General features: G+C 68.8%; 24 protein-coding genes. 12 read left to right on the top strand and 12 right to left on the bottom strand.

Features of this window, described 5'->3' with window-relative positions; genetic code table 11:
- Window positions 1–35: 35 nt before the first annotated feature.
- The gene (locus B0F77_RS24025) at window positions 36–542 is read left to right on the top strand and encodes a hypothetical protein (RefSeq protein ID WP_143466875.1); all 507 of its coding nucleotides are present in this window, start codon (window positions 36–38) and stop codon (window positions 540–542) included.
- A 43-nt stretch (window positions 543–585) separates the two neighbouring features.
- Here B0F77_RS24025 and B0F77_RS24020 read toward each other — a convergent pair whose 3' ends face one another.
- The gene (locus B0F77_RS24020; RefSeq protein WP_086665227.1) at window positions 586–1,515 is read right to left on the bottom strand and encodes an LLM class F420-dependent oxidoreductase; all 930 of its coding nucleotides are present in this window, start codon (window positions 1,513–1,515) and stop codon (window positions 586–588) included.
- Between the two features lie 82 nt (window positions 1,516–1,597).
- On the opposite strand from B0F77_RS24020, the gene B0F77_RS24015 reads away from it, so the two are divergent.
- Window positions 1,598–2,680 carry an epoxide hydrolase family protein gene (locus B0F77_RS24015; protein ID WP_086665260.1) on the top strand — a complete coding sequence of 361 codons (1,083 nt, stop codon included), beginning with the start codon at window positions 1,598–1,600 and terminating at the stop codon, window positions 2,678–2,680.
- On the opposite strand, the gene B0F77_RS24010 is transcribed toward B0F77_RS24015, so the two are convergent.
- Together B0F77_RS24010 and B0F77_RS24005 are read right to left on the bottom strand one after the other, a co-directional pair.
- Window positions 2,675–3,667: a CaiB/BaiF CoA transferase family protein gene (locus B0F77_RS24010; RefSeq protein WP_086665261.1), complete on the bottom strand. Its 993-nt coding sequence runs from the start codon at window positions 3,665–3,667 to the stop codon at window positions 2,675–2,677. The genes B0F77_RS24015 and B0F77_RS24010 overlap by 6 nt on opposite strands.
- The gene (locus tag B0F77_RS24005) at window positions 3,664–3,954 is read right to left on the bottom strand and encodes an antibiotic biosynthesis monooxygenase family protein (protein ID WP_086665226.1); all 291 of its coding nucleotides are present in this window, start codon (window positions 3,952–3,954) and stop codon (window positions 3,664–3,666) included. The genes B0F77_RS24010 and B0F77_RS24005 overlap by 4 nt, the downstream gene beginning before the upstream one ends.
- A gap of 96 nt (window positions 3,955–4,050) precedes the next feature.
- Here B0F77_RS24005 and B0F77_RS24000 point away from each other — a divergent pair, with 96 nt between their 5' ends.
- Complete coding sequence (locus tag B0F77_RS24000; protein ID WP_086665225.1) at window positions 4,051–4,827, top strand: cyclase family protein; 777 nt, start codon at window positions 4,051–4,053, stop codon at window positions 4,825–4,827.
- Window positions 4,828–4,984: 157 nt separating this feature from the next.
- Here the strand turns inward: B0F77_RS24000 and B0F77_RS23995 are convergent, their stop codons facing one another.
- The 8 genes from B0F77_RS23995 to B0F77_RS23960 form a co-directional block, all read right to left on the bottom strand.
- Window positions 4,985–5,902: an acyltransferase domain-containing protein gene (locus B0F77_RS23995; RefSeq protein WP_158102805.1), complete on the bottom strand. Its 918-nt coding sequence runs from the start codon at window positions 5,900–5,902 to the stop codon at window positions 4,985–4,987.
- Window positions 5,903–5,966: 64 nt separating this feature from the next.
- A complete protein-coding gene (locus tag B0F77_RS23990) occupies window positions 5,967–7,181 on the bottom strand; it encodes a ketosynthase chain-length factor (protein WP_086665223.1) in 1,215 nt (404 codons plus the stop codon).
- On the bottom strand, window positions 7,178–8,446 hold the full coding sequence (locus B0F77_RS23985; protein ID WP_086665222.1) for a beta-ketoacyl-[acyl-carrier-protein] synthase family protein: 1,269 nt from the start codon (window positions 8,444–8,446) through the stop codon (window positions 7,178–7,180). Before B0F77_RS23985 ends, B0F77_RS23990 begins: the two co-directional genes overlap by 4 nt.
- A complete protein-coding gene (locus B0F77_RS23980; protein ID WP_086665221.1) occupies window positions 8,443–9,138 on the bottom strand; it encodes a beta/alpha barrel domain-containing protein in 696 nt (231 codons plus the stop codon). The genes B0F77_RS23985 and B0F77_RS23980 overlap by 4 nt, the downstream gene beginning before the upstream one ends.
- Window positions 9,139–9,324: a hypothetical protein gene (locus B0F77_RS23975; RefSeq protein ID WP_086665220.1), complete on the bottom strand. Its 186-nt coding sequence runs from the start codon at window positions 9,322–9,324 to the stop codon at window positions 9,139–9,141.
- Between the two features lie 28 nt (window positions 9,325–9,352).
- Window positions 9,353–10,288 carry an aromatase/cyclase gene (locus B0F77_RS23970; RefSeq protein ID WP_086665219.1) on the bottom strand — a complete coding sequence of 312 codons (936 nt, stop codon included), beginning with the start codon at window positions 10,286–10,288 and terminating at the stop codon, window positions 9,353–9,355.
- 33 nt (window positions 10,289–10,321) lie between these two features.
- Complete coding sequence (locus tag B0F77_RS23965; RefSeq protein ID WP_086665218.1) at window positions 10,322–10,573, bottom strand: acyl carrier protein; 252 nt, start codon at window positions 10,571–10,573, stop codon at window positions 10,322–10,324.
- 167 nt (window positions 10,574–10,740) lie between these two features.
- Window positions 10,741–11,550: an AfsR/SARP family transcriptional regulator gene (locus B0F77_RS23960; protein WP_086665217.1), complete on the bottom strand. Its 810-nt coding sequence runs from the start codon at window positions 11,548–11,550 to the stop codon at window positions 10,741–10,743.
- 208 nt (window positions 11,551–11,758) lie between these two features.
- On the opposite strand from B0F77_RS23960, the gene B0F77_RS23955 reads away from it, so the two are divergent.
- The 4 genes from B0F77_RS23955 (at window position 11,759) to B0F77_RS23940 (ending at window position 17,228) form a co-directional block, all read left to right on the top strand.
- A complete protein-coding gene (locus B0F77_RS23955; RefSeq protein ID WP_143466874.1) occupies window positions 11,759–11,941 on the top strand; it encodes a hypothetical protein in 183 nt (60 codons plus the stop codon).
- Complete coding sequence (locus B0F77_RS23950) at window positions 11,938–14,199, top strand: TOMM precursor leader peptide-binding protein (protein ID WP_086665215.1); 2,262 nt, start codon at window positions 11,938–11,940, stop codon at window positions 14,197–14,199. Before B0F77_RS23955 ends, B0F77_RS23950 begins: the two co-directional genes overlap by 4 nt.
- A gap of 29 nt (window positions 14,200–14,228) precedes the next feature.
- The gene (locus B0F77_RS23945) at window positions 14,229–14,870 is read left to right on the top strand and encodes a hypothetical protein (RefSeq protein ID WP_143466873.1); all 642 of its coding nucleotides are present in this window, start codon (window positions 14,229–14,231) and stop codon (window positions 14,868–14,870) included.
- A gap of 129 nt (window positions 14,871–14,999) precedes the next feature.
- Entirely contained in the window at window positions 15,000–17,228 is a 2,229-nt protein-coding gene (locus B0F77_RS23940) for a sensor histidine kinase (RefSeq protein WP_158102804.1), read from the top strand.
- Window positions 17,229–17,367: 139 nt separating this feature from the next.
- Here the strand turns inward: B0F77_RS23940 and B0F77_RS23935 are convergent, their stop codons facing one another.
- Complete coding sequence (locus B0F77_RS23935; protein ID WP_086665212.1) at window positions 17,368–17,973, bottom strand: response regulator transcription factor; 606 nt, start codon at window positions 17,971–17,973, stop codon at window positions 17,368–17,370.
- Between the two features lie 111 nt (window positions 17,974–18,084).
- Here B0F77_RS23935 and wrbA point away from each other — a divergent pair, with 111 nt between their 5' ends.
- The 5 genes from wrbA (at window position 18,085) to B0F77_RS23910 (ending at window position 22,817) form a co-directional block, all read left to right on the top strand.
- Window positions 18,085–18,672 (top strand): NAD(P)H:quinone oxidoreductase, encoded by a 588-nt coding sequence (gene wrbA / locus B0F77_RS23930; RefSeq protein WP_086665211.1) that lies wholly within the window; start codon window positions 18,085–18,087, stop codon window positions 18,670–18,672.
- Window positions 18,673–19,695 (top strand): ketoacyl-ACP synthase III family protein, encoded by a 1,023-nt coding sequence (locus tag B0F77_RS23925; RefSeq protein WP_086665210.1) that lies wholly within the window; start codon window positions 18,673–18,675, stop codon window positions 19,693–19,695. It abuts the gene before it with no gap.
- A 79-nt stretch (window positions 19,696–19,774) separates the two neighbouring features.
- The gene (locus B0F77_RS23920) at window positions 19,775–20,593 is read left to right on the top strand and encodes an SDR family NAD(P)-dependent oxidoreductase (RefSeq protein WP_086665209.1); all 819 of its coding nucleotides are present in this window, start codon (window positions 19,775–19,777) and stop codon (window positions 20,591–20,593) included.
- Window positions 20,594–20,685: 92 nt separating this feature from the next.
- Window positions 20,686–21,759 (top strand): winged helix DNA-binding domain-containing protein, encoded by a 1,074-nt coding sequence (locus B0F77_RS23915; protein ID WP_086665208.1) that lies wholly within the window; start codon window positions 20,686–20,688, stop codon window positions 21,757–21,759.
- Window positions 21,756–22,817: a winged helix DNA-binding domain-containing protein gene (locus B0F77_RS23910; RefSeq protein WP_086665207.1), complete on the top strand. Its 1,062-nt coding sequence runs from the start codon at window positions 21,756–21,758 to the stop codon at window positions 22,815–22,817. Before B0F77_RS23915 ends, B0F77_RS23910 begins: the two co-directional genes overlap by 4 nt.
- Window positions 22,818–22,820 lie beyond the last annotated feature (3 nt).

The following is a 22,820-nucleotide window of genomic DNA, read 5'->3' as shown; positions in this document are numbered from 1 at the left end:
CGGGGAGCTCGCGGGATCGCGGAGGAGGGTGCGTCGTGAGACTTTCTCGACGCCAGTTGTTCACGGCTGCCGGAATCACGGCGCTCGCGTCATCAGGAACGTTCTCGGATGCGGCGGCGGCGCCGAAGAAAGTCACCGCACCCGTCCGCTCCTGGAGTGGTGAGATCAGCGTCGGCGACTGGGAGCAGTACTACCTCGGGCTCGACGGTGGAGCTCACCAGAAGGCGCTCAGCGCATTGGACATCGCATATCGCGACGGTGTTCGCGCTGACGAGCCGTACCTGATGGTGCCGGTCGAGTCCGTGCGACGAGCCGCGCTCGAGTTCGGCGACCACGCGGCCGCCGACGTGTTGCGCGACCGCTTCGAGCTCGACTCGCCGTCGATGCTCGGGCGTGGGCTGAAGCTGGTGTTCGGGCAGGACGGGCTGGAAAAGCGCTTCCTGGACGATCCCGCGTTGCAGCTGCGATATATCGGATATCGGCGGCGCTTCGCGAAGTACGCCATGCCGATGCCGGCAGAGGTTCACAAAGCGCTCGCCTGATATCCCATATATCAGTATCCCATGTATCAGGCCAACCGATATATCAGAGCTGGGGCGCGACGTCCTCGGCGATCTCAGTGATGTGGTCGAGGTCGGCCAGGTCCAGCATCTGCAGGTACACGCGCTGGATACCGGTCGCATCACGCCATGCGCCGATGCGGTCGACGATCTCGGCCGGGCTGCCGGCGAGGCCGTTCTGCTTGAGCTCGTCGACCTCACGGCCGATCGCGGCCGCGCGGCGGGCGACGTCGGCGTCGGTGCGGCCGACACAGGCGACGAGGGCGACCGAGCGGATGATCTCGCTGGGGTCGCGGCCGATCTCCTCGCAGGCCGCGTCGACGCGGGCGTACTGCTCGATGGCGGCGTCGATGCCGACGAACGGCAGGTTGAACTCGGTGGCGTAGGACGCGGCCAGTGCCGGCGTCCGGCGAGCACCCATGCCGCCGATCAGCACCGGGACGCGTTCCTGCGCGGGCTTGGGCAGCGCGGGCGAGTCGGTCAGCGTGTAGTGCTTGCCCTCGAACGAGAAGGTGCCGCCGAGCGGGGTCTCCCACAGGCCGGTGATGATCGCGACCTGCTCCTCGTAGCGCTCGAAGCGCTCAGCCAGCGACGGGAACGGGATGCCGTACGCGGTGTGCTCGCCCTCGTACCAGCCCGCGCCGATGCCGAACTCCACGCGGCCGCCGGACATCTGGTCGACCTGGGCGACGCTGATGGCGAGCGGGCCGGGGTGGCGGAACGTCGCCGCCGTCATCAGGGTGCCCAGGCGGATCGTCGTCGTGTCGCGGGCCAGACCGGCGAAGGTGATCCACGGGTCCGTCGGGCCGGGCAGACCGTCGACCGACCCCATCCTGAGGTAGTGGTCGGAGCGGAAGAAGGCGCCGTACCCGGCGTCCTCGGCCGTCCTGGCCACCCGGAGCAGGTCGTCGTAGCTCGCCCCCTGCTGGGGCTCGGTGAAGATGCGCAGTTCCACGACGAAGAACTTAGCCCTGCGAACGACATCCCCGTGTGAAGTGGGACCGAACCTGTCCTACTTCGAGAATAGCGTCACGGACATGACGATCACGCCGTTCCACCTCCACATCCCGCAGACCGACCTCGACGACCTGCACGCCCGGCTCGACCAGACGCGCTGGCCCCGGCAGCTCCCCGGCGAGGGCTGGAGCCGCGGCGTCCCGGCCGACTACCTGAAGGACCTCGCCCACCACTGGCGGCACAGCTACGACTGGCGCGGACAGGAACAGCGGCTCAACGCGTTTCCCCAGTACACGACGGAGATCGACGGGCTGCGCGTGCACTTCCTGCACGCGCGGTCGAAGAACCCGGACGCTCTCCCGCTGATCATCACGCACGGCTGGCCCAACTCGGTCGTCGAGTTCACCAGCACCATCGACCTGCTGACCGAGCACTTCCACGTGGTGGCACCGTCCGTGCCCGGCTTCGGTTTCTCCGACGCGCCAACGGAAACCGGGTTCGGCACCGCACAGGTCGGGCGCATGTGGGCCGAGCTGATGCACCGGCTCGGCTACGAACGCTATGGCACGCAGGGCGGAGACCTCGGGGCATACATCGCCCAGGAGACGGCGAAAGCCGATCCGGACGGCGTGGTCGGCGTGCACATCGACGGCGGCCTCGGCTTCCCCGACGAGAACGCGGACCTGACCGAGGACGAACGAGCCGCGTTCGCACAGATCGAGCAGTGGTCCAAGTACGCCGTCGACCACCACACGCTCCTGCGCGTCGCGCCGCAGACGTTCTCCTACGGCTGGACCGACTCACCGGCGGGGCTGCTGGGCTGGCTGATGCAGAAGTTCAAGGAGTTCACGTTCACGGCCGCGACGCCGGACCTGGCCATCGACCGCGACCTGCTGCTGACCAACGCGAGCATCTACTGGTTCACCGGCACCGCCGCGAGCTCGTCGTGGTTCATGTACGACAACACGCGGTTCGCCTGGCCCACCGGGCAACAGGTCGCGCCGACCGGTGTGTACAACGGGGCGCCGGGGATTCGCCGGCTCGCGGAACAGACGAACGACATCGTCCGGTGGGGCGAGGGCAACCCCGGCGGCCACTTCGTCGCGATGGAGGAGCCTCGGGCACACGCCGAGGACATCATCGAGTTCTTCGCCAAGCTATAGAAAGCGAGGTGCCGGAGCGGCGGCACCGTCCGAAGTGAACACGCCGCGTGCCACCAGGTGCGGGTGCGAGGCCGCTTCCTCCAAGGTCAGCACCGGTGTCACGCACGCGTCGGACGACGCGAACACCTCCGCCCACTCGTCGCGGGTCCGCGTGCGGAACATCTCGGCGAACGTCTTGCGCAGCAACGGCCATCCGTCGCGGTCAAGCTGAGCCGGCAGATCGTCCGCGGACAACCCCAAGCCGGACAACAACAACGCGTAGAACTGCGGCTCCAAGGACCCCACGGCGACCGAACGACCGTCCGCGCACTCGTAGATCGAGTAGAACGGGCACCCGCCGTCGAGCAGGTTGGCGTCCGGCGAGTCCTCCCACACCGACTGCGCCTTCATCGACCAGATCATCTGCGCCAGCGACGCCACCCCGTCGACGATCGCCGCGTCCACGACCTGACCGACACCGGTGCGCTGGCGTTCCCACAACGCCGCCAGCACGCCCACCACCAGGTACAGGGAGCCGCCGCCGAAGTCGCCGACCAGGTTCAGCGGCGGCTTGCCGATCGCGTGCAGCATCCCGGTCACCGACAGGTAGTTGATGTCGTGGCCCGCGCGCGGAGCCAGGGGTCCGGACTGGCCCCAGCCGGTCATCCGCGCGTAGACCAGCCCGGGATTGACCGCGAGACAGTCGGAAGGCCCCAGCCCCAGCCGTTCCAGCACCCCGGGGCGGAAGCCCTCGATCACCACGTCGGCGGCGGCGATCAGCGACAGCACCGAAGCACGGCCCTCCGCGGACTTCAGGTCCGCGGACACCGAACGCCTGCCGCGCAACAGGAAGTCGCGGGAGGCGTCCGGCACTACGGACAGGCCGCCGGACGAACGCTCGACGCGCACGACCTCCGCGCCGAGGTCCGCGAGCAGCATCGCACCGTGCGGACCGGGTCCGATGCCGCCGAACTCGACGACCCGCAAACCCGCGAGAGGACCCATCAGGCTTCGAACGAGAGGCGCGGCGCGAAGATCGCACCCGACGACTCGGCGAGGCCCCGCATCGCCTTGGCGTGGTTGCCGAAGTCCGGGTGCGCCAAGGCGGCACGCAGCGCGTCGGCGCTCTCCCACAACGCGATGTTGACGTACGACGCCGGGTCGTCCAGCTGGCGCGACAGCGTGTACTTGATCAGGCCCGGCTGCGCGCGCAGGAAGGCCGCCGTCTCGTCGAAGGCCTTCTCGAACTCCTCGGGGTCACCGGTGAGTGTGAAGCGGTTGACGAAGGTGATCATGCCAGGCACTCCCCTGCAGGAAACGGTGTCAGCTCCCCAAAACCATGCACACCGCGTCTTGAGACGTGCTCAAGGAACGCCCGCCAGGCTCGGTCCATGCGCATCATCGATCTGTCTTCCCACATTGACGCATCCGCGTACGAAGCGGACCCGGTGACGCACGAGGTGCTCACGGCCGCCCAGGGTGCCGAACACATGGCCGAGCAGCTCAAGGCACGGCTCGGCATCGAGTTCGACGTGTCCGTGCTGCGGGACTCCGAGTTCCTGACGCTGGACCGGATCAGCCTCACCTCGCACACCGGCACGCACGTGGACGCCCCGAGCCACTACGGCTCGAAAACCACGTACGGCAGCGGAATCCCGCGCCACATCGACGAGATGCCGCTGGAGTGGTTCCACAACCCCGGCGTGAAGCTCGACGTCCGCGGCCACGGCACCGGCGTCATCGGCGTCGAGGTGCTGGAGAAGGAGTTCGCCCGGATCGGCTACACGCCGAAGCCGATGGACATCGTCATCCTCGACACCGGCGCCGCCGAGCACGCGGGCACCCAGACCTACTTCACCGACTACACCGGACTCGACGGGCCCGCCACGAACTTCCTGCTGGACCTGGGAGTCAAGGTGATCGCCACCGACGCGTTCAGCCTCGACGCGCCGTTCCCGGACATCGTCAAGCGCTACCTGACGACCAAGGACGAGAGCGTGCTGTGGCCCGCGCACTTCGCCGGCCGCGACCGCGAGTACTGCCAGATCGAACGGCTCGCGAACCTGGAGGCGTTGCCGGCCTTCGGGTTCACCGTCGTCGCGTTCCCGGTGAAGATCAAGGGGGCCGGCGCGGGCTGGACCAGGGCCGTCGCCCTGCTCGACGACTAGCTCTCAAGTGAGAGCTGAATCACCGTACTTACCTTGGAACGTATGGAAAACAACGAAACAACACCACCCGAGAACGAAGACCACATCGTCCGCGGCATCGACTAGAAGATCCGCCAAAGGGCCGCCCTCCCAGCAGAGGGCGGCCCTTTTATACGTGCTAGACCAGGCGAGCGCGAGCAGCCTCGACGGAATCCGCGGCGTCCAGCAACGGCAACACCTGCGAAGCCCCGTGCCGCACTGCCTTCGTCCGGCGCGCGAAGGACGTCAGGGTCTGACCGGGACCGGCCTCGACCAGCAGCACGTCGTACATCGCCAGCAGGTCGTTCAACGCCGGTCCGAAGTAGACGGCGTCGGTCAGCTGACGAGTCCAGAACCGAGCGGACAACGCGTCCTCCGGGGTCATCAACGTGCCGGTATACCCGGAGTACACCGGCATGCGCGGCGCGGAAGGCGAGACGTTCCACGCGGACAGGGCCTCGTCCACGGCGGGCTGCATCGCCGGGCTGTGGAACGGTGTGGTGGCCGGCACGGTCACCACGATGAACTCGTCCGCCTCCAGCCGCGCCCGGACGAGAGCCAACGGTTCGTCGGACCCCGCCAGCATCGTCTGCCGGGCGGAGTTGACCGCCGCGATCGCCACGTCACCGGCCAGATAGGGCAGCAGCTCGGCCTCGGAGGCCGCCACCGCCAGCATCCCGCCGGACGGGATCGACACGGCCGACACCACCCGGTCCCGCACCAGCGACACCGCGTCCTCCAACGAGAAAACGCCGGCCAAAGTAGCCGCGACGACCTCACCCGCGGAGTGCCCGATCAACGCGACCGGCTTGACACCCCACGACAACACCATGCGCCCCAACGCGTAGTCGACCGCGAACAGCAACGGCTGCGCACGGGACACGTGATCGACATCGGCCCCGGACAGCCAGTCCTCACAGGCGACGGAACCCACTTCGCCGAACAGCTCGACCACCTCGTCGATCACCGAGGTGAACACGGCGTCCGTGCCGTACAGCGACGCCGCCATCCGCGGGTACTGCGATCCCTGGCCCGGAAACATCAGTGCTACATCCACGACACGCCTCCAGAAACGGCTCAAGGCCGTGAAGGAGACACCTTCACGGCCTTGAGGCATGACTTCACCTGTACTCGCGAACCACCATCGCGGAGTTGAACCCGCCCTTGCCGCGCCCGAGCACCAGAGCGGCCTTGACCTTGCCGTGCCGCGCCTCGTTCATCACGAGGTCGATCTCGTACTCCGGCACCGGGTTCTCGACGTTGACGGTCGGCGGGATCGCGCTCCAGTAGATGGAGAGGATCGCCGACGCCACGTCCAGGGACCCGCCGCCGGCGAACAGCCGCCCGGTCATGGTCTTCGGCGCCGTCACCGGCACGCCGAACGGCCCGAAGATGCCCTTGATCGCCTCGGCCTCCGCCTTGTCGAGCTCGGGGATGCCCGCCGCGTCGGCGAACACCACGTCGATCTCCGAGGCGTCCATGCCGGCGTCGCGCAACGCCAGCTCGGCCGCCCGCTTCAGCCCCGGCTCCCGCGACGGCATCCGCGAGTCGAACGTCGAGGCGTACCCGACGATCTCGCCGTAGATCCGGGTGCCTGGACGCCCGGCCGCCGACTCCGGCGTCTCCAGCACCATGATCGCGCCGCCCTCACCGGCGACGTACCCGGAGGCGTCGCGGTCGAACGGCAGGTAGGCGCGCTTCGGGTTGTTGTTGCGGGACAGGCAACCCGACGCCTGGTGCGCCACCCACGCCCACGGGCAGAGCGAGGAGTCCATGCCGCCCGTCAACGCCAGCTGCACGCCCTTGCGCAGCTGACGACGAGCGTGCCCGATGGAGTCGATGCCGCCGGCCTGCTCGGACACCACCACCGCGCCGGGACCGCGTGTGCCGTGACGGATGGAGATCTGGCCCGTGTTGACCGCGTAGAACCACGCGAACGACTGGTACGCCGAGACGTACTCCGGGCCCTGGTGCCACAGCTTCTGCAGCTCCCGCTGACCGAACTCGTACCCGCCCGCCGTCGCCGCGGTGATCACCGCGATGTCGGTGTCCGGGATGTCGTTGGGCTGCACACCCGCGCCGCGCAACGCCCAGTCCGTGCCCACCAGCGTCAACCGCGTCATGTGGTCCGTCTGCGGCAGCAGCCGGCCCTGCAGGTGCCGGCCTGCCTCGAAGCCCGGCACCTCACCGGCGATCTTCGCCCAGTAGTTGGCACTGTCGAACCGGGTGATCGGCTTGATCGCCGCCTCCCCGTGCAGGGTCGCCCGCCAGTACGCGGTCGGCCCCAGCCCGTTCGGCGACGCGATGCCGATTCCCGTCACCACCGCGCGAGTCACCGGCCTGCCCCTTCCACCTTCTTGAGCACCATGGCGCTCTGGAATCCACCGAAACCACTGCCCACGGTCAGCACCGTGTTCACCTTCTTCTCGCGCGCGACCAGCGGCGTGTAGTCGAGGTCGCACTCGGGGTCCGGCTCGTGCAGGTTCGCCGTCGGCGGGATGAGGTCCTCCTCGAACGCCAGCAGCGAGCCGACGATCTCCAGCGAACCGATCGCGCCGAGCGAGTGCCCGATCATCGACTTGAAGCCGGAGACCGGGGTCTTGTACGCGTGCGCGCCCAACGACCGCTTGAACGCCGCCGTCTCGTGCAGGTCGTTCTGCTTGGTGCCCGAGCCGTGCGCGTTGATGTACCCGACGTCCGTGGCGTCCGCCCGCGCCTGCTTCAGCGCGATGTTGATGGCGTCGGACATCTCGATGCCCTCGGGGTGCAGGCCCGTCATGTGGTAGGCGTTGCACCGCGAGGCGAAGCCGGCGACCTCACCGTAGATGTGCGCGCCGCGAGCGCGGGCGTGCTCCAGCTCCTCGAGCACGATGATCGCGCAACCCTCGCCCAGCACCAGGCCGTCGCGGGTCTTGTCGAACGGACGGCACGCGGTGGTGGGGTCGTCGTTGCGGGTGCTCGACGCGCGAATGACGTCGAAGCACACCACGGTGATCGGGGACAGCGGAGCCTCGGTGCCGCCGGTCACGACGACGTCCGCGGAGCCCTCCATGATCAGCTCGGCGGCGTAACCCACCGAGTCCAACCCCGAGGTGCACCCGGTCGAGACCACCGAGACCGGACCTTCGGCGCCCACGGTCCACGCCAGCTCCGTCGCCATCGAGGACGGCGTGAAGTAGTCGTAGAGGTGCGGGACGGCGTAGGACTGGTCGACCTCCCAGTACTTGCCCCGGTCGGAGCCGACGATGAACTCGCGCTCCAGCGAGGTCGTGCACCCGACCGCGGTGCCGAGCGAGACACCGATGCGGCCGGGGTCGAGCTGGTCGAACTCGATGCCGGAGTCGGACATCGCCTCCCTGCCCGCGACGACCGCGAACTGCGCGGCCCGGTCGAGCCTGCGGATCTCCTGCGGCGTAAGGCCTTCGCGAACTGGGTCGAAGTCCGCTTCACCCGCCATGCGCGAGCGGTACGGAGACGCGTCGAAGTGCGTGATGATGCGAGTCGCCGTACGCCCTTCGGACAGCAGTTTCCAATACGCCTTCGTTCCGATGCCACCAGGTGCGACCACGCCCACCCCGGTGATGACGGCGCGACGACTCATCGGACACCTCCAATCGCCTTCTGTGCGGACACGGTCTGCTCCAATCTCGGACAGGGCAATGGTGAAACGGCCCGATCGAGGCCACCTCGAACGTCGGCGTAGGACCCCTGTACGAGCCCAGCTCCCGCATCGGCCGCGAACAGCTGCTTCGCCGCCGATCCGCCGTCGTCGGGACAACCGAAACCAAGGGGCACACCGGTTTCCGCGACCGACCCGACGATCTCGCCGATCTGGTCTGGCCACAACGCACCCGCGGTGTCGTGCAGCAGCACGGTTTCCGCCCCAGCCTCGGCGGCTGTCAGCACGACCTCCAAAGCGTGTTCGGGGTCGATCAGCCAGCCGTCGAAGAAGTCCCGCGCCTCGACGATCACTCGTCGTTCGGCGCGCACGAGTTGACGCACGGCCTCTCGGAGAATCGAGAAGCCGTGCCCCTGAACAACTATCGCCACCGCGGGCGTTTCCGCGGCGAGCAGTGCGGTGAGGTCCTCCGGCCTGCCGGAGGCGATGAGGGTGGCGGCCCGCAACCGGAGTTCGATCGCGGCCCTGGCGTAGAACCAGCGGCCCGGCCTGCCTCCGTCGACGAACGTGACGCCGAGCGCGTCGAGTCGCCGTGCCGCGACCAGCCTGTCGGTGACGGACAACCCGATCCTGCCCGGTTTGGTTCCCCGCAGCGAGATGTCGTAGAGCTTCATCTAGAACCCCGACAGCAGCACGCGGGAGGCCTCGATCTCGTAAGCACAGGGCGCCACCTCCGAGGGACATCCCTTGCGCTGGTGCTCGACCGCGGCCTTCTCCAGGTACATCGACACCACGTAGAGCCCGTTGCGGCTCGCGGCACGGGCCGCGGCGGTCAGCAGGTCCACCCCGACCAACCCCATCGCCCATCACCTCCTCAAACCCGGCGGGTCACCCGTTCTCGGCGAACTCCTTGGCGTGCCGCAGGGTCGTGAGGCTGTTCGTCCCCAGCGCGTGGCGGATCAGCTCACGTGCGCGCTCGATCGTGCCGTCCGGGCCGAGCACCTCCGGCACGACCTCGGGACGGATGACGACGGTGTGGTGCGAGGTCGCCTCGATGCCGGCCTCGATGCCGTCGCCGATGTCCCGCAACGTCCACCGGCCGACGTGCGCGGCCATGATCGGCGGCGTCCTGGTCTGCTTGTAGACGATCGTGTCGTGCGGAGTGCACACCCGCACGGAGTGCGTCGTGTGGATCGAGCCGTCCGGGCTGCGCGTGTCCATCTCCATGGACTGCACACCGGTGACGGCCTCGGTGAGGTCGAGCCGGGCGACGTGCGGCAACCGCTGCGGCCACAGGTCCGACCGGTACAGGAACTCGTAGACGTCCCTGCGGGTCGCATGGATCGTGATGCTGTCCGAGAACGACAGCACGTACTTGTCGTAGTCGTCGCCGAGCTCGGCGGCGCGCTTGAGCGCCGCGAGCTCGGCGTCGCTGTTGTTGTTCACCGCCTTCAGGACCAGATCGACGGCTTCCGGCTGCGCGGTGGTGAAGTGGTGCAGGAGGTCGACGCGCGTCGCCGAGTCGGCGATCGGCACGATGCGCCACTCCCCTCCCATCGACTTCACCGGCGCCGCCGAACGCTCCTGCTCGAACTTGACGTGCAGGTTCGCCGAGTCCAGCTCACGGCGAGACGTCCACGTGCGCACGTCACCGTTGGCGAAGGCGTGCAGCCGCAACCGTTCGGTGGCCCCGTCGGTCTCGAACACCTCGGCGTGCACCGTGGGCCCGAAGATGTACGGCCAGCGCGTCACGTCCGCGATCAGGTCGTACACCACCTTGGCGGGGGCACCGATCATGACCGTGTGCGTGGTGGTGTGGGTCATGTCCCCGTGTCTCCGTTCTCGGCTCGCCGGCGGTCAGGCCGCGAGGTCTCCGTTGACCTTGGACAGCAGTTCGCGCGGGGTCTCGATGTCCGCGAGTTCGTCGTCGCCGACACCGACGCCGTACCGGCGCTTGATCAGCGCCACCGTCTCCAGCAGGGCCAGCGAGTCGAAGCCCAGCTCGAGGAACGGAGTGTCGAGAATGTCCTGGCCGGCCTTGAACGAGTCGTCCTCGCCGGCGGCCTCGTTGAGAATCTCCTTGAGACCCTCGATGGTCAGTGCGCTCACGGCTTTTTCCTTTCCTCACCGGGCGTTTCCGCTCGCCCACGAAGTGAGGTTGCCAGGACGCACTGGTAGTCCAGTGGAGGTTTCCTCGAACACCAGACCGAAAAAGCGTTGCCGCACAACGAAAAACGGCCCCCGCCACAGTGTGGCGGGGGCCGCTGGAGTCTGAATCAGGCCAGAAGTCCCTGCAGCTGACGGGCTTCCGCACGGTCGAGCCGCGGGTCGGACGTCACGATCGCGTGCTGCAGTTGCTGCAGGCGTGCCGACGGTTCCACGCCGAGCTCGTCGACCAAGGTGCGCCGCAACGCCCGGAACGCGTCCAGGGCCTGCCACTGCCGTCCCGCGCGGAACAACGAGATCATGTACTGCGCGCACAGGTTCTCGTTCATCGGGTTCTGCACCGTCAGCACGGAAAGCTCGCTCAGCAACGCCTTGTGCTTGCCCATCCGCATGTCCGCCTCGATGCGCATCTCCAGCACGCCGAGCCGGGACTCCTCCAGGCGCACCACCTCGACGCTGAGCGGCATGCCCGGCCGCACGTCGACGACGGCGGGCCCGCGCCACATCTCCAGCGCCGAGCGCAACAGCCGGGACGCGGACGCGTAGTCGTCGGCGTCGTAGGCGTGCTGGCCGGACCGCGCCAGTCGTTCGAACTCGTGCACGTCGACGGCGTCCTCCGGCACGTCGAGCAGGTAGCCGCCGTATCGGGTGACGAGCACTTCCTTGGCACCGCTCTCGTCGGACGAGGCCAGCGCTTCGCCGATCAGCCGGCGCAGCTGCAGGATGTAGGTCTGCAGCGTGGTGCGCGCACTGCGCGGCGGGCGGTCGTCCCACAGCTCCTCGATCAGCGTCGGCACGGACACCACGGAGCCGGAGTGCAACGCGAGCAGCGCCAGAATCTGCCTCGGCTTGGCCGCGGACGGCGTGACCGATCGACCGTTCACCTTGGCCTCGACCGGCCCCAGGACCTTGATCTGCATCGCCGTCCTCCTTCTGCTCGAACTTGAGAACCAGTGTGGTCCGCAGGTGGAGACGGCGTTAGTGCACCAGCCATCGATGTCAGGTGAGTTCTCCCCGGCGCGGGTATGAGAACTTCATACCGAGGCGCATTAGCCGGTAACTACCGATCCATTACCGCTGGTCGGCACGATTACCCCAACAATCGACACATAAACATCGGAGATGCACATGTACCCCACCGTCACCGTGGAGCACCTGTCTTCCGTTCCCTTCACCGACGACTCCGACGACATGAAGATCTACGAGTTCGACCGTGAAGCCACGCTGGACGTCTTCATCGGCGGCAGCAGCTGGACGAACACCATGCCCGGCAGCCGGTTCGTGAAGTACGAGGAAGTCCTCGCGGCATGAGACGCGACCTGGCCGAACCGGGTGAGCAACGCATCGGGTTCAAACGACATCTCCGCCCGCAGATCGTGCGGGGCGAAGCGGTGTACCTCTTCGGGGAGTCCGGGGTCACCGCGATCCAGGGCTCGCAGGTCGAGACACTGGCACCGCTGCTCGACGGCACCCGCGACCTCGCGGGACTGCTGCGCGACGCGGCCGAGGACCTCACCGCCGAGCAGGTGGAGCGCATGCTCGCCCGGCTCGCCGCGGCGGGACTGATCGGCAGCAGGGGCATGGAGGACGGTTCGGCCGACATCGAGGCCTCGCTCGCGTACTGGGACGCGGCCGGCCTCGATCCCGCGGACGCGGTGGCGGCGACAACGACGTCGCTCGTCTCCGTCGTCGCGATCGGTGAGATCGATCGCGACGACCTCGTGGACACCTTGCACCGCAACGGACTCGCGGTCACCTCGGGGAGTGGTGACCTGACGGTCGTGGCGTGTGCGGACTACCTGGCACCCGAGCTCCGCGACATCGACGCCGCACATCGCGCCACCGGTACCCCGTGGTTGCTGGTCAAGCCGGTCGGTGCACAGGTGTGCGTGGGTCCCTTCTTCACCCCCGGCGACGGCCCGTGCTGGCGCTGCCTGGCCACCCGGCTGTCGGCCAACCGGTCGGCGGAGGCCCACGTGCGGGCGCGCTGCGGGGAGCGTGGCCCGGCACCGCGGGCCGCCATCGGGCTGCCGTCGCTGCGGTCGACCGCGCTGGAGATCGCCTCGGTCGAGGCGGCCAAGTGGCTCGCGGGCCTGCGCCAGGACACCCAGCGGGCCATCTGGAGTTACGACAGCCTGACCATGCGGGTCACTCAGCACGAGGTGCGGGTTCGCCCGCAGTGCCCCGGCTGCGGTGACCCGGGACTGGTCGCACGCCGGGCGTTCGAGCCGGTCGAGCTGACGAGCCGGGTCAAGCGCTCTTGTGACGGCGGCGGCCACCGGTCGTCGTCGCCGCAGGAGGTGCTCGACACGTACCGGCACCTCGTCAACCCGGTCACCGGGATCGTGCGGGACATCCGCCGCAACGCCAACGGTCCCGCCTTCTTCAACTCCTTCTGGTCCGGCTCGAACATCGCGGCCGCGGGTGACGGGTTGGAAGGTCTGTGCGCGTCGTTGCGGGTCGAGACCGGCGGCAAGGGTGTGACGCCGCTCGACGCCGAGGTCGGCGCGTTGTGCGAGGCCGTGGAACGACGCAGTGGCGCGTTCTGCGGCGACGAAGCTCAGGTGAGCGGCAGCTACCGGTCGCTGGGCGAGCGGGCGATCCACCCCGACACCGTTCAGCAGTACCACCCGCGCCAGTTCGCGGACCGCGACGCCTGGAACGCGAGCCACTCGAAGTTCCAGCACGTCACCACCCCGTTCGACGACGACGAGGTGATGAGCTGGACCCCGTACTGGTCGCTCACCGAAGGGCGGCACAGGTTCCTGCCCACCGGCATGTCCTACTTCGGCGCCCCCTGCCCGCCGAGCGTCTCGTCGAACTCCAACGGTTGCGCCGCCGGCAGCAGCCTGGAGGACGCGGTGCTGCAGGCCCTGCTGGAACTCGTCGAACGCGACGCGGTCGCGATCTGGTGGTACAACCGCACACCGCTGCCCGGCGTGGACCTGGACTCGTTCCACGACCGGTGGATCGACGAGTGCCGCGAGGTGCACGCGCGTCTCGGCCGCGAGGTGTGGCTGCTCGACGTCACCGCCGACCTGGGCGTGCCCGTGATGGTGGCCGTGTCCCGGCGCACCAACGGTCCCCGCGAGGACATCATGCTCGGCTGCGGTGCGCACCTGGACCCGCGGGTCGCAGCCCGCCGGGCGCTGACTGAGCTGAACCAGTGCATGCCGATGGTCTGCGAACCGGTGCGGCTGGAGAAGTTCGACCTCGACACGCGGAACTGGTTCGAGCACACCCGCGTCGCCGAGCAGTCCTGGCTGGCCCCCGACCCCGCCGTGGCGCCGCGGGACGCGATGCACCACGGCTACCAGCACCGGCGCGACCTCGCCGACGACATCCGCGCCATCCAGGACACCCTGGAGAGTCGCGGGATGGAGGTGCTCGTGCTCGACCAGACCAGGCCCGACATCGGGCTCCCCGTCGTCCGCGTCGTCGTGCCGGGACTGCGCCACTTCTGGTCGAGGTTCGCTCAAGGGCGCCTCTACGACGTCCCGGTACAACTTGGTCGACTGGACCGGCCGCACAGACTCGAAGAGCTCAACCCGATCCCGTTGTTCATGTGACTCATCACCTGCCGGAGCGGAGGCGCGCCGTGGTGCCCACGCGATCGCACGTCCCAACGGGACGCCCGCTGTGGTCGTTGCTCGAGGACGCGTTCGTCGACGAGAGCGCGGAACACCTCACCGTGCACGGTCGATGGGGTGCGATCCACCTCGTCGACACCAGCCCGATCGTCCGGGAGGCGTTGCACCGGATGAGCCTCGGTCCGGTCGCGCTGGAGAACATCTCCGCGCTGCACGAGAACTTCGTGCGCTGGAAGACCGGCAGCGGGCCGTGTCTCGTCTGGCGCAAGCTGAAGAACACGCTCGACCAGCTCGGTGGCTGCGTCGTGCCGTCGCTGGGCCTGGACGACGGCGCCGGGCCGATCCTCTCGGTGGTGGCGGTGACCGGTGACGCCGTGTTCACGTTGCCGCACATCGAGGACGACGAGGCCGTCGCGATGCGGCCGGGCACCGAGATCGAGCGGCTGAACGGCGACCAGGCGCTGACCTGCGTGGGTCAGCAGTACCAGGCGATCCTGCACAGCGCGCCGGCGACGGAGATCGCGAAGTCGTTGCTCGACGGGGAAACCACGATCACGCACATCGCGGACGCGCTGCAGGTCAGCAGGACGCTGGTCGCGGACGTCGTCGCCTACCTCGCCGGTGCGCAACTCGTCGTGACGAGGTGCTGAGACGTCGTCATGTTGCTCCGAACGAGGTTCGCGAAACGCGAGATTTCCCAGGAAGCGCCCGTATCATGGCCGCGTCCCGACCCTCGCGTGGGAGCTGCTGCTGTGACTCTGCGACAGGAACGCTCATCGGTGTCCCGTCGCTTGGCGTATGTCGTGATCAGCGTGGTGTTCGCCAACTTTCTCGGCAACGCGTTCTCCTACGTGCTGGAGGCCGGTGCCACGCCGGTGCGCATCGCGGGGTCGCTCGCCTGCCTGTTCGCCATCGGGTACCTGCAACTGCGCGTGTTCAGCAGGCCGGGCGCGGACCTGCGGTCGGGCCGGGCGTACCTGGCGCTGGGCACAATGGCGGTCCTGGTGTATGCGCCGATGGCGTTCTTCCCGAACGCGTGGACCGGGATGCCGGGATTCCTCGCCGGCAGCGCGTTGCTCGTGCTGCCTGGCCGGGTCCGGTGGCTCGTGTTCGGCGCGGTCGCCCTCAGCAACCCCGTGGTCCAGTACGCGAACGGCGTGCAGGTGGCGGTGCAGCTGCTGTACTACGCGATCCTGCCGATGGTCGCCGGTCTGGTCGTGTACGGCCTGTGCCGGCTGCCACCCCTGGTCAAGCAGCTGGAGACCGCCCGGTCGCGGCTCGCCGAGTTCGCGGTGTCGCAGGAACGGCTGCGGTTCGCCCGCGACCTGCACGACCTGCTCGGCTTCAGCCTGTCGGCGATCACGCTGAAGGTGGAACTCGCCCGCAAGTTGATCGGGGAACACACCGACCGGGCGGCGCAGGAGCTGGCCGAGATCCTCGGCATCGCCCGCGAGGCCCTGACGGACGTTCGTGCGGTGGCGTCGAGCTACCGCGAGCTGTCGCTGGCGGACGAGATCGACTCGGCCCGGTCGGTGCTCGCCGCGGCGGGGGTGACGGCCACGATCGAGACGGACCACGCCGAGCTCTCCCCGCGATCCCGGACCGTGCTCGCGACCGTGCTGCGCGAGGGCGTCACCAACCTGTTGCGGCACAGCGACGCCACCCTGTGCTCCATCGAGATCACCGGCACGGGCCGGCTGGTGTCGATCGACATCGTCAACGACGGCGCGCCCGCCGAGGCCGGCACCGACCACGGCAGCGGCCTCACCAACCTCGCCACCCGCACCACCGCGCTGGGCGGCTCGCTGCTCGCGCGGAGGTCCGCGGACGGCACCTACCGGTTGCACGCCGAGGTGCCGGCCGATCCCTCGCCGGAGGAGCCCACGAGCGACCCGCGGCCGGTGGGCCCGCCGATGGCGACGCGGTTCGCACAGGTCCTGGTCACCGCGGTGGTGATCGGCTACGTGGCGATGTCGATGCTGGTGGCGGTCTACGAGTACAGCAAGGTCGGCGTGTTCGGGGTCTTCGCCGCCGTCGCCGGCATCGTGGGCACCGGCGTGCTGACGCTGGCCCTCGTCCCCCGCCAGCACGACCGGCTGACCGCACGCACGGGCACGCTCCTCGCCGCGATGGCCGCGTGCGTCTACGCGCCCCAGCTGCTGTACGGCGACCCGTACCTCGCGGTGCCCGGCTTTCTCGCCGGGGCGGCGGCGCTGGTGCTGCCCGGACGCGCGGGATGGGTGGCGTTCTTCGCGGTCGTCATCGGCCAGGGCGTCATCTACGACGCGCTCGGCGCACACCCCGTGGCGGTCGGCTACGGCGTGATGGCCACGATGAACCACGGCCTGGCTCTGTACGCGCTGACCCGCCTGCGGTCCATGGTGACCGAGCTGCACGAGGCGCGGGAGGAACTGGCGACGGCGGCGGTCACGCAGGAGCGGTTGCGGTTCGCGCGCGACCTGCACGACCTGCTCGGGTACAGCCTGTCCGCGATCACGTTGAAGAGCGAGCTCACCCATCGGCTGCTCACGATCGATCCCGACCGGGCCAGGCAGGAGCTCACCGAGGTGCTGGACATCTCCCGGCAGGCGCTGGCGGACGTGCGGTCGGTGGCGCTGAGCTACCGCGAGCTGTCGTTGAACGAGGAGACCCAGTCGGCGCAGGCGTTGCTGTCCGCGGCCGACATCGAAGTGACCGTGCGGATCGACGCGTGCGACGAGCTGCCCACGGACGTGCGGGTCACGCTGGCGACGGTGCTGCGCGAGGGCGTGACGAACCTGCTGCGGCACAGCAAGGCCGAGCGCTGCGAGATCGTGCTGTGCAGCTCACCGCGGCTGGTGACGATGGACATCATCAACGACGGGCTCGCGACGACGGACCGGAACTCCCGCGACGGCAGCGGGATCGGCAACCTGACCACCCGCGTCTGCGCCCTGGGCGGCAGCCTCGACGCCGGTCCAACGTCCGAGCGCACGTTCCGCCTGCACGCCGAAATCCCCCTCGCCTAACCCCTGTTGCCGGCCGACACGCGGGGGCCTCTCGTACTGTCAGAGCGAACGAAAGCTCCCCGCGTGTCGCAAAATGGGGCTGACGGGGTTCCTGTGGGTGAACGGGTGGTGCTTCGGGCCGGCCGTCCAGATCCAGCGTCTAGATCCAGCCGGCTTCTTCGGCGATGCGGATGGCGTCGACTCGGTTGCGGCCGTTCAGCTTGGTGATGATGGTCGTCATGTAGTTGCGCACGGTTCCCGTCGACAACGACAGCGCGACCGCGATCTCCGGCGCGTCCGAACCCGCCGCGGCCAGGCGCAGCACCTCCAGCTCGCGGTCGGTCAGCGGGCACTCCCCGCGGTCCCAGGCGGCCAGCGCCAGCTGGGAGTCGACCACCCGCTTGCCGGCCGCCACGTCGCGGATCGCGTCGGCGAGCTGGCCGGGCGGGGCGTCCTTGAGCAGAAACCCGTCCACGCGGGCGGCCAGCGCCTTGCGCAGCGTGCCTGGGCGGCCCAGTGACGTGAGCATCAGCGTCCGGACCTCCGGCATCGTCTCGCGGATCTTCGCGGCGGCGCTGAGACCGTCGAGGATCGGCAGGTCGATGTCGATCACGGCGACGTCCGGTTTGTGCTGCCGCGCCATCGGCAGGATCTTGTCCCCCGAGCTCACCTCGGCGACCACTTCGATGTCCGGTTCGAGATTGAGCAGCGCGATGAGGGCACCGCGCACCATGTGCATGTCCTCGGCCAGCAGAACCCTGATCATTGCGCCCCTCCGGCGAGACACCATATCCCGCGGCGTTCAGGCCGCGCTCGACGCCGCGTCGAGGTGTACCGGCAACGGTGGTGGGGACCTGCCTGCGAAAGGGATCCCGCCATGGAACGCAGCGTCAACGTCACCGTCGTCTACTACTCGTCCACCGGGACGATCCACCGCATCGCCACCGAGATCGCCGAGACGGCGGAGAAGGCGGGAGCCGAGGTCAGGCTGGTCAGGGCGGCCGAACTCGCGCCGCAGGCCGCCGTGGACTCACGGCCAGCGTGGGCGCAGCACCTCAGGGCGACCGAGGACGTGCCGATCGCCCAGGTCGACGACGTCCTGTGGGCCGACGCGGTCCTGTTCGGCACGCCCACGCGGTTCGGCAACATGTCCGCGCAGCTCAAGCAGTTCATCGACACGCTGGGGCCAGCGTGGTTCCAGGGACGCCTGGCGAGCAAGGTGTACAGCGCTTTCACCTCCGGCGGCAGCACGCACGGCGGCATGGAGACCACGATCGTCTCCATCTACAACATGGTCTGCCACTTCGGCGGGATCATCGTGCCGCCGGGGTTGAACGAGAACCCCTACGGCACCTCCCACGTGCTCGGCTCGGACAGCGCGCCGGTCAGCGAGATCGCCTTGCAGTCCGCCCGTGTGCAGGCCGACCGGGTCGTGCGCGTCACCCGTGCGCTGAAGGAGGTCTGAGTGCGCGTCGACGGCATCTACGTGCGGGGCAACGGAATCCGGCTCCCCGCGACGCTGGACGTGCAGGACGCCATCGACTCCGGTGAGTGCGAACCGAAGCTGGTCGCGCGCACGGACGTCACCAGCGTCGCGTACTCCCCCGACGAGTCTGCGGCCGAGATGGGCGTTCGCGCGGCCCAGCAGGCACTTGCGCGGGCGGGCAGCACCGGTGACCACGTCGAGTTGATCCTGCACGCCACGACCTACCACCAGGGCCAGGACCTGTGGCCGGTCGGCAGCTACATCCAGCGCGAGACCGTCCGCAACAGCTGTCTGGCGCTGGAGATCCGGCAGATGTCCAACGGTGGCATGGCCGCGCTGGACCTCGCCGTCCGTTATCTCAGTCCGGGTCGCGACGCGCTGCTGACCACGGCCGACCGGTTCTGCCTGCCCGGCATCGACCGGTGGCGCACCGATCCCGGCACGCCTTACGCGGACGGTGCGAGCGCTCTCGTCCTCTCCCGGCGCGGCGGGTACGCACGGCTGCTTTCCTTGGCCATCAACGCGGATTCCGATCTGGAGCCGTTGCACCGCGGTGACGAACCGATGGGGCTCGCTCCGTTCGAGCACCGCATGCCGGTGGACTTCGAGGCCGCCAAGCACGCGTTCGCCAGGAAGTTCGGGCTCTCCTTCGGCATCAACCGGGCCAACGCGGGCCAGGCGGCCGCGGTCGAGGAGGCGCTGGCGGACGCGGACATGAAGCTCGGTGACGCGGACTGGGTGGTGCTGCCGCACTTCGGCCGGCGCCGCCTGGACGTGAACTACCTGCGGCCCTACGACATCGACCCCGCGCGCACGACGTGGGAGTGGAGCCGCACGATCGGGCATCTCGGCGCGGGCGACCAGTTCGCGGGGCTCGGCCACCTCGTCGACACCGGCCAGGCCCGACCGGGGCAGCGGGTCGTGCTGTTCGGCGTGGGCGCCGGATACAGCTGGGGATGCGCGGTCGTCGAGATCGACGCGAAGCCGTCCTGGGCGGCCTGAGTGCGGTTCTAGTGGGATACCAGTCCGCTTTGGCTGGATGTAGGCGACACCCGGTGGCATTTCGAAAGGAACTCAGACCATGTCCGACCAGCCGTTTGAAGGCCAGCGAGTCGTCGTCACCGGTGGTGGCACCGGAATCGGCAAGCACGCGGCCGTCGAGTTCGCGAAGCTCGGCGCCGCGAGTGTGATCATCACCGGTCGCCGCAAGGAACGGCTGGACGAGGTCGCCGAGCTGCACCCGAACATCGTCCCCGTGGCCGCCGACGTCACCACAGCCGAAGGCGCGCAGGCCGTCGCCGACGCCGTCGAGACCAACGGCGCCAAGCTGGACGTGCTCGTGCACAACGCCGGCATCTTCCGCAACACGCTCGCCGAGTACTTCGACGAGAAGGCCAGCAACGAGCTGCTCAACATCAACCTGCTCGGCCCGGTCCGTCTCACCGGCGCGCTGTACCGGTTCCTGGCCAAGCCGGGCGGCAACATCGTGTTCGTCTCCTCGGTCGCGGGCCACAACCCCGAGCCCGGCGCCGCCCTGTACGCGGCCAGCAAGGCGGGCATGCACAGCCTCACGCTGACGTGGGCACGCGAGCTCGCCCCGCTCGGGATCCGGGTCAACGCCGTCGCCCCGGCCGGCGTGCGCACCGAGGTCTACGCGGCCAACGGGCTCAACGAGGAGGAGACCGACGGGATCTTCGCGACGCTGGCGGACATCATGCCGCTGGGCCGCACCGGCACGGTCGAGGACATCACGCCGTGGATCACGCAGCTCGCCAGCCCCGCCAGCTCCTGGGTCACCGGCCAGATCATCACCATCGACGGTGGCCAGGACCTCACCGCCGGCACCGACCACCTGTTCATGTCGTGGTTCCGCGCCCGTCTCGAAGGCGACGCGGCCTGATCAGCACCGTCACCAGAGCGGTCGTCACCGGTAGTCTCCGGTGACGGCCGCGTTTCCGCGTTTCCAGAAGTAGTTGCAGAAAGGGCCTTCCCGTGCTGGACCGCCGCGCGATCAACCGAGCCACCCTCGCGCGCCAACTTCTGCTGCGGCGCCACGACCTGAGCGTGCTCGACGCCACCGAGCGGCTCGTCGGACTGCAGGCGCAGCTGCCGTTCCCGCCCTACATCGGGCTGTGGGCGCGTCTTCAGAGCTTCGACCGCAACGAGTTGTCGAAACTCATCCTGGACCGCCAGATCGTGCGTTCGTCGCTCATGCGCTACACCATGCACCTCGTGACCACACCGGACCTGCTGTGGCTGCGGCCGTTGCTCCAGCCGGTGCTCAACCGGGCGCAGAAGGGCTTCTTCGGCCGCCAGACCGAGGGCATGGACCTCGGCGAGATCGCCGAGCACGGCCGGAAGCTGCTGCGCGGCAAGGCCCTCACCCAGGTGCAGCTGCGCGAGTCGATGAGCGAGCGGTTCCCGGGCCGCGATCCCCTGTCGCTGGCCTACTCCGTGCAGTACCTGGTGCCGCTGGTGCACGTACCGCCGTGGGGCAAGGGCGGTTCGGTACCGTCGACGCTCGCGGAACCGTTCCTGGACGAGGAGTTCGTCTCGGATCCGGACCCGAAGCAGCTGGTGCGTCGCTACCTCGCCGCGTACGGGCCCGCGACCGTGAAGGACCTCCAGGCGTTCACCGGGCTCACGTTCATGGCCAAGGTGTTCAAGGACATGGGCGACGAGCTGGAGGTGCTCACCTCGGACACCGGCCAGGAGCTCTACGACCTGCCGGACGCGCCGCGGCCGGACGGTGACACGCCGGCGCCCGTCCGGTTCCTGCCCGAGTACGACAACCTGATGGTGTCGCACTTCGACCGCACGCGGGTGATGGACGACGACATCCGCAAGAGGGTCTGCGTCGGCGCGGGCATCGCGGCCACACTGCTGGTCGACGGGTTCGTGCGCGGCATGTGGAAGATCAAGGAGCAGAAGAAGACCGCGACCCTGACGCTGACCCTGTTCCAGCCGCTGTCCAAAAAGGACCTCAAGGCCGTGGAGAAGGAAGCCGACGGGTTGTTGCGGTTCGCGGCACCGGACGCGACGACGCGGGAGTTCGTGGTCGAGTGAAGCTCAGCGCACGGCAGCTCAACCGGGCGTTGCTGGCCCGGCAGTTCCTCCTGGAACGCACCGGCAAGACACCGATCGAGGTCGTGGAACACCTGGTGGGCATGCAGTCCCAGGTCCCGCTCTCGCCGTACGTGGGCCTGTGGTCTCGCATAAGCGACTTTCAGCCGTCAGACCTCGCCACCACCCTGGAGAACCGCGAAACGGTCCGCATCGTGCTGATGAGGGCCACCATCCACCTCGTGAGCGCACGTGACGCGCTTCTGCTGCGGCCACTGGTGAAACCCGTGCTGGACCGCACGAACTTCACCGGCCACAACGGCAAGCAGATCGCGGGCATCGACCCGGACGAGCTCGCTCAACGCGGTCGCGAGCTGCTCGAAGCGCAACCGCGCACCCGCGAGGATCTCGGCAAGTTGCTGAAAGAGCACTGGACGGGCCACCAGGCGACCGCGCTGGCCTATGCGGTGCAACTGCTCGTGCCGCTCGTCCAGCTCCCGCCACGGGGGATCTGGGGCCTCGCACCTGGCCGTGGCGCGCACGCCATCCTGAACACCTGGCTGGGCGCCGAATCCCTGCCGGAGCCGTCGATCACCGAGGTGGTCTCCCGTTACCTCAGGGCGTTCGGCCCGGCGAGCGTGCAGGACGTGCAGACCTGGTCCGGGCTCACGAGGTTGTCGGAGGTGGTCGAACGGCTGCCGCTGCGCAGGTTCAGCGACGAGAACGGCCGGACGCTGTTCGACCACGAGGACGCGCCGCGCCCGGACGAGGACACCCCGGCGCCGCCGCGGTTCCTGCCCGAGTTCGACAACATCGCGCTGTCGCACGCTGACCGCACGAGGATCATCTCCCCCGGCTTCAACGGTTCCTCGACGCGCGGGAGCTTCACCGTCGACGGGTTCATCAGCGGCACTTGGAAGATGGCGAAGAAAACCCTGCTCATCGCGCCGTACCAGCGCCTGCTCAAGCGCGACACCGCCGCGGTCGAGGCTGAGGGACGCCGGTTGCTGAAGTTCGCCGCACCGGACGCCGAGCACGCCGTGGTGTTCGAGCAAACCTAGAGC

Origin of the sequence: Lentzea kentuckyensis (assembly GCF_002150765.1) — a bacterium.
Classification (GTDB): Bacteria; Actinomycetota; Actinomycetes; order Mycobacteriales; family Pseudonocardiaceae; genus Lentzea; species Lentzea kentuckyensis.
This window is presented reverse-complemented; position numbering and strand designations above follow the sequence as displayed.